Consider the following 12387-nt stretch of genomic DNA (forward strand, 5'->3'; position numbering starts at 1 on the left):
GGTGCGCAATTCTGTCAGAAGTCCGGTCGCGGGACAGGCTCGACCGCTCAGCTGCCACTGAAGTACTTGTTCGCGGTCCGCACCGCCCAGTTCGGCGCGTATTTCGCCACCGTCGCCAGCACTTTCGCCTGCGCGCCGATCTCGTAGTGCACCTTCGGCAGCCTGGCGCGCTTGCGGGTGGCCTCCCAGATCCCGGCGGCGACATCGTCGGCGGTCAGCCGCACACCCAGCGACTTCGTCGTCCCGGTCGTCACACCGTCCACCATGGCCGTGGCCACGAACATCGGCCAGATCGCGAGCACCCGGATGTCGTGGCGCTCCCATTCGAGGTCCAGCGCCTCGGTGAAACTCTTGACCGCCGCCTTGCTGGCGCCGTAGCTCGCCAGTTCGGCTTGGCCGTAGATCGCCGACGCCGAGCAGAGGTTCACCACCTGGGCGCCCGGGGTGTCTCGAAGGTACTGGAACGCGCTGTGCGTTCCGGTGAGCACGCCGGTCAGGTTGACCTCGATGATCGCCCGATGGGCCGCGAGGTCGATCGCCTCGAACGGTCCGGCGCGCAGAATGCCCGCGTTGTTGACCAGGATGTCCAGCCGCCCCGTCGCCGCGTGGAACTCCGCGAGCCGCTCCGCCCACTGCGTGGCGTTCGTCACATCCAGTACCCCGGTGTGTGCGGCGCCACCGGCGGCTGTGATATCACCGGAAAGCCTGGTCAGCCCGACTTCATCGAGGTCGTAAGCCCCGACCTGGTATCCCTGCGCAGCGAAAAGCAAGGCCGTAGCCCGGCCGATACCGGCCGCCGCGCCGGTGATGAATACTGTCGGTCTGCTCATGCCCGGGGAGTCTAGTGCCGGGAACGCCGTGTACTCCGGGGTTCCCAGACGCCCGCCGGTCACTTACCCTGCAGAAGTGGTCGGCACCATAACCGGTGCGCAGCTTCAACTTTCGCATGCGGCAACCGACCTCGACGATGAGGAGGTTGCGATGACCGCGAATGTCATCGGCGCTGTGGACCAGGAGCCCGCCGGTCCCGCGGACCGCAAGCCCTTGCTGCCCAGCCTGGACCCATTCCATCGACCGCCGAAGGGGTTCGCGGCCAAGGCGCCCGGCACCATCCTGCGCAGCAGGAAGATCGACGTGGCACTGTTCGGAATTGTCCCGCAACAGGTCTCGGCCTGGCAGCTACTGTACCGCAGTTGTGATCTGCACGGGGCGGCGGAAGCGGCGATCACCACGGTCCTGCTGCCGCTGGACGCGGAACCGGACGAGGATCGCCCGCTGCTGGCCTTCCAGACCGCGATGGACGCCGTCACCGAGAAGTGCTCCCCCTCCTACGCCCTTCGCCACGGCGCGCGGGCGCTCGGATCGGTTACCCAGTTCGAATGGCTCCTGGTCGCGAACGCGCTGCGGCGCGGCTGGGCGGTGACCATCGCCGACCACGAGGGACCGCACGGGAACTTCGGCGCCCCGCGGGAGCCCGGCTACCGGGCGCTCGACGGCATCCGCGCCGCCCTGCGCTTCGGCCCGCTCGGCCTCGGCCCGCGGACCCGCGTCGCGGTGTGGGGCTACTCCGGCGGCGGCATGGCCAGCTCCTGGACGGTCGAGATGGCGCCGACCTACGCTCCGGAACTCGACATCGTCGGCGCGGTGCTCGGCGCCCCGGTCGGCGACCCGGGCCAGGTCTTCGACCGGCTCAACGGCACCCCCTACGCGGGCCTGCCCGCCATCGTCATCGCCGCCCTGCGCAGGCTGTACCCGGCGTTGAGCTCGCTGATCGATGACGAACTGAGCCCCGACGGCCACCGGTTCGTCGTCCGCGCGGAGAACGCGACACCGTTCGGGGCGATCCTCGGGCTCGCCAACAAGAAGGTGGACGACTTCCTCGACCGCCCGCTCGCCGAGGTACTCGACACCCCGCAGCTGCGGGCGATGTTCGACGACCTGCGGCTCGGCAACGCGACGCCCGCCTGCCCACTGCTGGTGGTGCAACCCATCCACGACCAGATCATTCACATCGACGGTATCGACGGGCAGGTGGCGCGCTACCGCCGTGGCGGCGCCGCGGTGACCTACGTCCGCGACCGGCTCAGTGAGCACTTCTCGCTGCTGCCGCTGTCCACGCCGATCAGCCTGGACTGGCTGGCCGACCGGCTGGCCGGACAACCGGTGCGCGATGTGGGCGACACCACCGTCTGGTCGGTGGCGGCATCGCCCTCGGGCGTGCGTGGCCTGCTGGAGATGGCGGTGACCGCGGCCAAGGTCGCGCTGGGCAGGCCGCTGCGCCAGCAACAGCCCACGGTGACCAGAATCGCGCCCGCACGCGCCGCCTGACCTCCTGCTCAGCGGTCCGCACACAACCGCTTACCGCACCGATCGCAGGATGCTGGACAATGGACGCCGTGAACGACGCCGCGAACGATACTGCCGAGTCGGTTCCGGGCCCGCCGTCCACAGCTTCGGCTCCGGCCGAGGGCGGGCCCGGGCACAAGACCGGCTCCCGCCTGTACCCACGAGTCACCAGCTTCCGGTCGCGCAGGGGCGCGCTGACCGCGACCCAGCAGCAATCCTGGGACCGGATGTGGCCCTCGATCGGCCGCGAGGTCGCCGACGAGCGGCTGGACGCGGCCGCCTGGTTCGGCCGCGACGCACCGCTGGTCATCGAGATCGGCTGCGGCACCGGCACCGCGACGGCCGCCATGGCGCAGGCCGAACCGCACCTGAACCTGATCGGCATCGAGGTCTACCAGCCCGGCCTCGCGCAGCTGGTGCAGCGCATCGAGCGCGAACGGATCGAGAACATCCGCCTGCTGCGCGGAGACGCGGTCGATGTGCTGGAGAACATGATTGCTGCCGAGTCGCTGACCGGCGTCCGAGTGTTCTTCCCCGACCCGTGGCCGAAGGCGCGCCACCACAAGCGACGGCTGCTGCAACCCGCGACGGTCGCGTTGATCGCCAGCCGCCTGAAGCCGGGAGGCGTGCTGCACGTCGCCACCGACCATGCCGACTACGCCGAGCACATCCACGCCGTCGGCATGGCAGAACCCCTGCTCGAGGGCCTGAACGAGGCTACGGGCGGGGTCAGCGAGGAGCATCGCGGCACGGCGCCGATCGGTTTCGAGCGTCCCGTTACGAAATTCGAAGGCAAGGCACATCGCGCCGGTAGCGCCATCACCGAGCTCGTATGGGGGAAGATCGACCGATGAGCGTCAGTGAAATGGCCCACGAAGTGGTCGATGTTGCCGGGGAGGTGCACGGGGGCGGAGCGGAAGGTCTGGGCGGCTCGACGCCGGACGTGCGCCGCGTCCTGTTGGTCTGGGACGCCCCGAATCTCGACATGGGCCTCGGCGCCATTCTCGGCGGTCGCCCGACCGCCGCCTACCGCCCGCGGTTCGACGCGCTCGGCCGCTGGCTGCTGGCCAGGACCGCCGAACTGTCGGTGGGCGCGGTGCACCGCGTGGAACCCGAGGCCACCGTCTTCACCAACATCGCGCCGGGCACGGCCGATGTCGTGCGCCCCTGGGTGGAGGCGCTGCGCAATGTCGGCTACGCGGTCTTCGCCAAACCCAAGATCGACGACGACTCCGACGTCGACGCCGACATGCTGGCGCACATCGCCCTACGCAGTCGCGGCGCCGGTCTGGCGGGCATCATGGTCGCCTCGGCCGACGGCCAGGCGTTCCGCGAACCGCTGGAGGAACTCGCCGCCAAGGGAGTGCCGGTCCAGGTGCTCGGCTTCCGCGAGCACGCGAGTTGGGCCGTCACATCCGATACTCTCGAATTCATCGACCTCGAGGACATTCCGGGCGTGTTCCGTGAACCGCTGCCCCGGGTGAGCCTCGACTCGCTGCCCGACGAGGGTGCCTGGCTGCAGCCGTTCCGGCCGCTGTCGGCACTGCTCACCTCTCGCCCCGCCCAAGGAGTCGCTTAGTGTTCACACGCTGGGGCGATCTGGTATACCGGCTGCGTTTCGCCGTCATCGGCGTCGTCGTGGCCGGTCTTCTGGCTCTCGGTGGCTACGGCCTCGGGTTGGAGGACCACCTCAGCTCCAGCGGGTGGGATGATCCGACCTCGGAGTCGGCGCGCGCGGCGCGGATCAAAGACGGGGCCTTCGCGCGGAATCACGACTCCGACGTCATCGTGTTGTACACCGCGCCGGATGGCAAGACCATCGACGATCCGGAGTTCAGCGGCAAGATCATCGAGAATCTCGCCGCTCTGCCCCGCGAGCATCCGGACGAGATCACCAAGATCAACGGGATGTACTGGCGGAACGACGCGAACATTCCGACTCAGGCCAGCATTTTCGGGTCGAAGGACAAGAAGTACGCCTTCGCCTCCATCGCCATCAGGGGCGATAACGACACCGATATGGTGCGCAACTACCGCAAGGTGAAGAACGTCTTCTTCATCCCCGGCGTCGACGTCCAGGTGACCGGGTTGCAGGCCGTCGCGGGCACGTTGAACGACACCATGGCCGACGATCAGAAGCGCATGGAGATCCTCGCCATTCCGGCCGTGGCCCTGCTGCTCTTCTTCATCTTCGGCGGAATCGTCGCCGCCGCGCTGCCGCTGGTCGTCGGTGGCCTCACCGTGGTCGGCGCCTGGGGGATCGTCCGGTTCATCACCGAGTTCACCGAGGTGAATTCGTTCGTCTCGCCGGTTGTCTCGATGATCGGCCTCGGTCTCGCCATCGACTACGGCCTGTTCATCGTGAGCCGATTCCGCGAGGAACTCGCCGAGGGTTACAGCACCAAGGCAGCTGTCCGCAGATCGGTGATGACCGCCGGCCGCACCGTGGTGTTCTCCGCCACCATGATCGTCGCCAGCCTCGGCGGCATGCTGCTGTTCCCCCAGGGCTTCCTGAAATCGGTCGCCTACGGCGCCATCGCGACGGTCACCTTGGCGGCGCTGACCTCGATCACCGTATTGCCCGCGATGCTGGCGGTGCTCGGCAAGCGCGTCGACATGCTGGGGCTCAAGCGGTTCCGCAAGACGAAGACCGCCGACGAGGTGGAGGGCGGCTTCTGGGGGCAGTCGACCCGCTGGGTGATGAAGCATCCGCTCAAGATCGCGATTCCACTCTGCATCGTCTTGCTGCTGCTGATCATTCCGGTCAAGAACCTGACTTTCGGCGGCATCAACGAGCGGTATCTGCCGCCGGACAATTCGACCCGGCTGGCGCAGAAGCAGTTCGACAAGATTTTCCCGCTGCGCAAGTCGGATCCGATCGAACTGGTCTTCGTCGTCGACGATCCCAGCCTCGCTCCCCAGGTGGGCAAGGTGGTGAAGGAGGCGAGCAAAGCGCCCGGGTTGGCCGGTGAATTCGCTTACCCGCCGAGCACGGCTCCCAACGACAAGACCATTTACAACACGTCCGTCACGTTGACCAATTCGGAAGACGCCGATCCGACCATCGAGTACCTGCGCTCGCTGGAATTGCCCGACGGTGTCACCCTGCTCGTCGGCGGTCAGCCGACGATCCAGAAGGACAGCATCGACGCCCTGCTGGGCCGGATGCCGCTGATGATCGCACTGGTCCTGTTCGTGACGACGCTGCTGATGTTCCTGACCTTCGGGTCGCTGGTGCTGCCGATCAAGGCCGCGCTGATGAGCGCCCTCGGTCTCGGGTCCACGCTCGGCATCCTCACCTGGATCTTCATCGACGGCCACGGCGCGGGCCTGCTGAACTTCACTCCGCAGCCGATCATGTCGCCGGTGCTGGTGCTGATCATCGCGATCATCTACGGTCTGTCGACCGACTACGAAGTCTTCCTCATGTCGCGCATGGTCGAGGCGCGTGCCCAGGGCGCGAGCACGACCGAGGCCGTCCGGATCGGCACCGCGCAGACCGGCCGGATCATCACCGCCGCCGCGCTGATCCTGCTCGTCGTCACCGGCGCGTTCGCCTTCTCCGATCTGGTGATGATGCAGTACATCGCCTACGGCATGATCGCCGCGCTGTTCATCGACGCGACCGTGCTGCGCATGCTGCTCGTCCCGGCGACCATGAAGCTCCTCGGCGACGACTGCTGGTGGGCGCCTGCCTGGATGAAGAAGGTGCAGGAGAAGGTCGGGCTCGGTGAGCCGATCCTCGACGACGAGCGAGTCGGCGGCGATGATCTCGTCGACCTGGTCAAGACCACGCCGATCACCGACCCGGTGACCATGCAGATTCCCGCGGTCGCGGACGCCAACAAGGTGCCGCGCAGGCGTAAGCCGCGTACGGTCGCCGAGATCGAGGCCGAAGCGCCCACCAGGCGGCTGGACCGGGTTCCGCCGTCGCCGGCGCCGCAGGCGACGCCCGTGCCTCCGCCGCTCGATCCGAGCAGGCAGCGGCCGGAACCGCCGCGCAATGCCACCCCTCCGCAGGGTGAGCCGATTCGCCCGCGGCGGATCTCGCAGGCGCCGAACCCTCCGCGCTCGACGCCGGACCGGACGGAGCAGCGGCCACCGTCGCCGCCCGCGAACCCGCAAGGCCTCGCAGCGCCCCGCCCGATCCCGCCCACGGGCCTGCCGCAGGACCAGAACGCGCCGCACGCCGGTGTGCCGTCGGTCGTTTTCCCCGAGCACAGCCCGCGACCCGTCGTCTCCTCGGTCACGCCGCCCGCGCCGCGCCCGACCGCCGCACCGGAACCCCTTCCGCTGTCCGGCATCTCGCAGGACCCGACCCTCGACCTCGCCCAGCAGCCCGGCGCCCCTCGTGCGGCGCGGCACCTGCCGCCCGACGCTCCTGGCGCTTTCGACGGTCCCGCGCACCGCGCACCCGAGCCCGAGCCCGAGCCCGAAGCGCCCGCGGAGCCGTACAACGGACCGGACACCACCAACCGCAGCAGTATCGAGAGCTGGATGGCCGAACTCCGCTCTTCCCGCCGCCACGTCGGCAGGCCCGAGGAGGGCCGCCATCACGGCGGCGACGGCCGCACGGTGAGCGTGAACGAACTCCTGCGCCGCCGCGACCGCGAGTGAGCGTGCAGGCGGCGCAATGGAAATGCCGCCGCGCCCTGTCCGGGTAGTTCGCCCGGAAAGAACGCAGCGGCCTTACCGATCAGTGTTTACGGACGCGCTGTGTAGTACCACCATCCCGGCTTGGCGTCCGGAATATACGGTTCGCATCCGGTGTAGACCATTGCGCGTTTATTGATCACTGCGATTCGCGGCAGCAGGGCTGCGCACCGGAGGCGGCTCAGTCGACGGGCGTTTCCTCGGTGTTGCCGGTTTTCGCGTCGGCGAATGCGCGGGCGTAGCGCGTTCCGGCCAGGAGCAGCAGGATGCCGACGATGAGGAAGGCGGCGACGCGGACCAAGCCGTCCAAGGTCGCCAGGTCGAAGAGGAAGAGTTTGGCCAGTGCGGCTGCCGTGACCAAGAGTCCTGAGCCCAAGGCGAGTTTGGCCACGGCGGGTGCGGTGGCGAGTCTGCGCAAACCGAACAGGAGGGCAGCGGTCGCGGCTGCCATCCAGAGGATGGTGGCGGCGCTGTGGCCGACGAGGAAGCCGTTCGGCGTGCCGGTGGCGACGCCGACGGAGACCGTCGTCGCGGTGACGGCGTACAGCCCGGCGACGCTGGCGGTGATCCATTGCCACTCGTTGCCCGCGGCCGGGCCGGGCACCCGCCGCGCGCACCACAGGGCCACCGCGACCACGCCAAGGGCGAGTACCGCGCCGAGCACGGTCGCCATGCCCAGCTCCGCTTCCGAGCGATGCTGTGCGGCGAGGATTTCCGGGCTCGCGACATTCAGCAGTGCGAAGCCGCCGAGCACCGCGAACGCCGTGCCGAGACCCGCCGCCGGACGTGATCTCCGCTGGCCCGCTACACCCAGGAATGTCAGCGCCACCAGGAGCAGCGCCGTGGGGAGCGTTCGCGGCCCGGTCGCGCCGACGCACGCCTCGAGCAAGGCGATCGAGCCCGCGACGGCGGCCACGAGCGCGGTGTGTCCCGGAATCCGCAGGTAGGCGTTCAGTTTCGGCACCAGGGTCGCCGCCGCGACGAGCAAAAGCACCGCGGCGGCGATCGAGGCCACCGATACCGTGACGAACCGCTCCTCGAACATCCCCGGCGCCACCAGGATCGGTGCGAGAGCCGCCGCCATCGTCAGCGAGGCAGTGACATCGGCGGCTCGATGCCGGACGACGACGAGTGCCCCGGCGACCCCGACCAGCGCGACCGCCACCGCGGCCACGAGCACCCAGGTCCGCTCCTCGGCCGCGGGCGTACCGAGGATCGCCCCCGCGACGAACGCGAACGTCGCCAATACAGCCGGCAAAGTCCGTGCCACGTGCAGATACGGCCAGTTCCGCGTCAATTGCACCGGCACGCAGGCCAGTTGCAACACGATCAAGAACGCGAGCAGGACCAGCCGCGTGGTCAGCACCGGAGACAGCGCCGCCGCGGCGAGCACCACCAGCACCGCGAAAGGCTGCGAACGCCACCGCATCGCCAGCCCGACGCCCCCGGCGGCGACACCGAAGGCGACGGCGAGCCCGAGCACCGGATGCAGCCAGTGGTAGACGGCGGTCAGCGCGACGACATCGAGGTAAGCACCCGCGATACCGGTGGCCGCCAACGCGATACCGCCGACCCGCCCGCCGGACCGCCCGAAGACGCGCACGCCGGCACCCACCAGCGCAGCCGAGAAAGCCGCTCCGGCGACAACCCTCGGCACCGGCCCGAAGAACCCCGCCTGCGCGGCCAATACCAGCAGCATCGCGACGCCGATCAGCGTCACCGCGACACCGGCCAGCGCGAGTATCCGGCTGATCACCCCGTCGCGCTGCCACCACGGGGTGTGCGGCACCGGTGGCTTCGCGCGCGGTGGGACAGGCGGTCGAGGCGGCATCGGACCGTGTGCGTTCGGCGGCCACGGAGCAGCACCCCACGCGCCACCGGGCGGCGGGGTGAAACGCGGAGCGTAAGGGGGCTGCGGAGGGGGAACCGGCATACCGGTCGTCGGCGAATGGCCCGGCCACGGCGGCGTCCCGAATGGCATCGCGCCGGACGGAGCACGCTCCGGTTCCGCGAACCCACCACCGGCAGACGCATGAGCCGTACCGGACGACGGGCCCGCATCGGCTGCCGTCCGACCAGCCACGCCGGACGCCTGGTCCCCCGTCCCGCCCGGTACGGAACTTCTCGGAACCGGAACACTCGCGTCGTCGGCCGTCCGCCCGCGCGTTCCCCCCGCCGCGAATCCACCGGGCGCGTCAGCCGTCCACTTGCGAGCGTCTCCGGTCTCGCGCACACCCCGCGAGTCAGCCGACATCCCGTCCACTGGCACACCCCCGGGATCAGCCGACAACCCGCCCACTGGCATTCCCGGCGCGTCCCCCACCGACCCACCGGCATCTCCGGCCACGGCACCACCCGGCGCGTCAGCAGTCCACCCGCCCACAGGCCCACCCGGCGAATCCCCCACCGACCCACCGGCATCTCCGCTCACGGCACCACCCCGCACGTCACCCACACCGCGCCCGTGATCGCCGACTCCGGCGAACGCACCTGGACCTTCCTCGTCACGCCCCCGAGCCCCGCTCCGCCGGTCGAAGTCCCGGTTCGCCGCTGCCTCGCCGGCCATGGCACCACCCGGCGCGTCAGCAGTCCACCCGCGCCTCCCCCCGGCAACGGACCCGCCCCGCGTACCGACCGTCCACCCGCGAGCGTCTCCAGTCACCGAGGTACCCGACGTGTCAGCCGTAGACCCGCGAGCCTCCCCCGCGACGAGACCGCCCGCCGTACCGGATCGGCCGGTGTCCCCCCGCCCGCCGCACGTATCCGCGGCGACCTGCTCGTGCAGCAGCCGCAGATCCTGTCCGAGCACGCCCAGCTGCGTCCCCAACGTGGTGAACTCGCCGGACAGCCGCGCGAGCAGCGCCGGATCGATGGAGGTAGTCATGACTCTCATGCTGATTTCCGCGAGGCGCGCGGGCATGAGTAGTTACCCCTGGTAGACAGCCGGGTTCTACCCGACCGGCCCGCACCCGGGGCTGTCGGATACGGACCGGTCACGCCAGGTGGTCAGTAGGCGCGCGAGCCGATGACCTCGTGCACGGCATCGATTACCGCGGCGCGCGGGGGCATGCGCAGGACACCCGGCGCCGGTTCGCCGGCCCAGTGCCAGCCGAGGGCCGTGTCGGAGCTGGGCAGCAGGATGATGCGACCGCCGGGGACGACGGTGACGCCGTGGCCTGCGAGGCAGCGGCGAACCGGGACCTCGACCGGCCGAGCAGGGCTCGGGGGCGTGACGAGGAAGGTCCAGGTGCGTTCGCCGGGGTCGGCGATCACGGGCGCGGTGTGGTTGCGGTCCAGCTGGGCCAGCACTTTCCGGCCCAGTTCCGGCGGCATGACGATCGCCCCGATGATGGATCCGGTGGTGATGGTCGGGCGTCCGGCCAGAAGCTGGACCGGCAGCCCGTAGGTATGCCGCAGCAGATGCGCGACCTCGTGCGGAGTGTGACAGCTCTCGAACATCGCCCTACTCCGCATCACAGAAGCCGAATTCGGTCATAACGGCGGACTTTCGAGATAGCAACCCGCGCTGGTCGCGCATCCCTGTGCGGGGATTCGCGGGAAGAGCGCTGCGCACCGGCCGGGTGGTCTGTGCACCAGGCCGCGGCGCGCGATCGGCGCGCCCGGCCTGCACGGTGGTATTCGGCATGGTTTTCATCGCCGCCGCCCTTTGCAGTCAAAGTTGCAGAAAGGCAACGGTATTCCAACCAGCAGCGAACGAGTCGTACGCAATGTCCCACTTCGGTAGTCCCAGATAACATAGCGTCGTACTCTGAAACCCAGATTTAACAAAGGACTTGGGTATGGACGAATCGTCGATCGGAGTTCGGATCCGCCAGTTCCGCGGCAAGGCGCTCACCCAGCGCCAACTCGCCGACCAGGCGGGAGTCAGCGTGGATCTGGTGCGCAAGCTCGAGCAGGGCGGCCGTCAGACCGCCTCCATCGCCAGCTTGCAGAAGATAGCGCGCGCCCTGGACGTGGATATCGCCGATCTGATCGGCAAGCGCCAAGGTGTGCCGTCTACCGATCCGGACGCGGGCATCGTGGCGATCCGCCGCGCCTTGACACCGGTCGACGACCTGCTCGGCGAGACCAAGGAGGAGGCGGCGGTCAGCCTCGACGACGGCCGCCGGGCGGTCGACTACGCCTGGGGCGCCTACTGGTCGGGCCGCTACGAACTGCTGACCTCGATCCTCCCGCCCGGGTTGACCCAGCTCCGCGCCACCGTGCACGCCGCGCGCAACGGTTCGGTCGCGCCTGCCAACGAGTTGCTGGCCCGCATGTACTGGGTAACCGGCTGCACGCTGGTACATCTCGGCCAGACCGATCCGGCGTTCCTGGCGATCCGGCAGGCGCTCACCGCCGCCGAGCTCGGCAACGATCCCCTGCTGCTGGCCACCATCCGCGGTTCGGTGGCCTGGCAGTTGCTGGTGCAGGGCCGCTACGACGAATCGCGCGGCGTCGCGCTCAACGCGGCCGCGACCCTCGAGCCCTCCGGCGACGTCACGCCAGCGCATCTGTCCGCCTACGGCTCGCTGGTGTTGCAGGGCGCGACCGCCGCGGGCCGGGCGCAGGACGTGCAGGACGCGTTGTCCCTGGTCGAGGCCGCGAGCGAAGTCGCCATGCGGATCGGCGTGGACCGGCAGGACTACGAGACCTATTTCGGCCCCTCACAGGTCGTCATGCAGACGGTCGATGTCAACGTCTCCTCCGAGCGCTACCCGGAGGCGCTGGCCGCGGCCAAGAACATGCCCGTCAACGGCAGCCTCCCGCAGGCGTCGCGGGCCAGGCACCTCGCCGACACGGCGGTCGCGCTGACGCGCACCGGGCAGCACCGGCGCGCGCTGGACGCCTTGCTCACCGCGGAACGGGTGGGCGGCGCGGACTGGCTGAAATACCAGACCCTGCCGCGTCATATCGTGTCCGAACTGCTCGACCACGACCGGAAGGTGCCGCTGCGCGCGTTCGCCCGCCGGGTCGGGGTCAACACCTAGGTCGTCGCCCGTTCACCGGCCCGTTCGATCACCTCGTCCAGCACCTCGCGCGAGCGCACGAGATCGTTGATGGTGCGGGTGATCCGCTCCCGCTCCGTCCGCAGCTCGTCGACCAGCGCGGGCGTGGCGTACTCGTTGGGGCCGCCGTCCGCGTCGCGCATGCAGGGCAGGATCCGCGAGATCTTCTTGCTGGTGAGTCCCGCCGCGAGCAGCTCCTGAATGTGGATGACCCGGTCCACCGCCCGCTCCGGATAGTCGCGATGACCGCCGGGTGTGCGATCGGAGGCCAGCATGCCTTGCTGCTCGTAGTAGCGCAGCGACCGCTCACTCACGCCGGTCCGCTCCGCGAGTTCCCCGATTCGCATCCGCCACCTGCCTTTTTCCGTTCCGGCTTGAA

9 protein-coding genes are annotated in these 12387 nt (G+C 69.4%); 5 read left to right on the plus strand and 4 right to left on the minus strand.

Annotation, left to right across the window (positions count from 1 at the left end):
- Positions 1-47: 47 nt before the first annotated feature.
- Complete coding sequence (locus tag ABZ803_RS10805; RefSeq protein WP_040871059.1) at positions 48-830, minus strand: SDR family oxidoreductase; 783 nt, start codon at positions 828-830, stop codon at positions 48-50.
- Positions 831-981: 151 nt separating this feature from the next.
- Here ABZ803_RS10805 and ABZ803_RS10810 point away from each other — a divergent pair, with 151 nt between their 5' ends.
- From ABZ803_RS10810 to ABZ803_RS10825, 4 genes are read left to right on the plus strand one after another with little or no spacing between them, the layout of a single operon-like run.
- Entirely contained in the window at positions 982-2328 is a 1347-nt protein-coding gene (locus ABZ803_RS10810; RefSeq protein WP_357035187.1) for a lipase family protein, read from the plus strand.
- 59 nt (positions 2329-2387) lie between these two features.
- Positions 2388-3200: a tRNA (guanosine(46)-N7)-methyltransferase TrmB gene (trmB, locus tag ABZ803_RS10815; RefSeq protein WP_357035190.1), complete on the plus strand. Its 813-nt coding sequence runs from the start codon at positions 2388-2390 to the stop codon at positions 3198-3200.
- Complete coding sequence (locus tag ABZ803_RS10820) at positions 3197-3925, plus strand: NYN domain-containing protein (protein WP_084499051.1); 729 nt, start codon at positions 3197-3199, stop codon at positions 3923-3925. The genes trmB and ABZ803_RS10820 overlap by 4 nt, the downstream gene beginning before the upstream one ends.
- Positions 3925-6963: an MMPL family transporter gene (locus tag ABZ803_RS10825; protein ID WP_357035193.1), complete on the plus strand. Its 3039-nt coding sequence runs from the start codon at positions 3925-3927 to the stop codon at positions 6961-6963. Before ABZ803_RS10820 ends, ABZ803_RS10825 begins: the two co-directional genes overlap by 1 nt.
- 217 nt (positions 6964-7180) lie before the next feature.
- Here ABZ803_RS10825 and ABZ803_RS10830 read toward each other — a convergent pair whose 3' ends face one another.
- Both ABZ803_RS10830 and ABZ803_RS10835 read right to left on the minus strand, forming a co-directional pair.
- Positions 7181-8788 (minus strand): DUF2339 domain-containing protein, encoded by a 1608-nt coding sequence (locus tag ABZ803_RS10830; protein ID WP_357035196.1) that lies wholly within the window; start codon positions 8786-8788, stop codon positions 7181-7183.
- A gap of 1217 nt (positions 8789-10005) precedes the next feature.
- Positions 10006-10458 (minus strand): hypothetical protein, encoded by a 453-nt coding sequence (locus ABZ803_RS10835; RefSeq protein ID WP_357035199.1) that lies wholly within the window; start codon positions 10456-10458, stop codon positions 10006-10008.
- A 341-nt stretch (positions 10459-10799) separates the two neighbouring features.
- Between ABZ803_RS10835 and ABZ803_RS10840 the strand changes: the two genes are divergently transcribed.
- Entirely contained in the window at positions 10800-11990 is a 1191-nt protein-coding gene (locus tag ABZ803_RS10840) for a helix-turn-helix domain-containing protein (protein WP_357035202.1), read from the plus strand.
- On the opposite strand, the gene ABZ803_RS10845 is transcribed toward ABZ803_RS10840, so the two are convergent.
- Positions 11987-12355, minus strand: a complete 369-nt coding sequence (locus ABZ803_RS10845) for a MerR family transcriptional regulator (RefSeq protein ID WP_357035205.1) — start codon at positions 12353-12355, stop codon at positions 11987-11989. The genes ABZ803_RS10840 and ABZ803_RS10845 overlap by 4 nt on opposite strands.
- Positions 12356-12387 lie beyond the last annotated feature (32 nt).

Origin of the sequence: Nocardia sp. NPDC047648, assembly GCF_040642815.1 — a bacterium.
GTDB classification, from domain to species: Bacteria; Actinomycetota; Actinomycetes; order Mycobacteriales; family Mycobacteriaceae; genus Nocardia; species Nocardia gamkensis.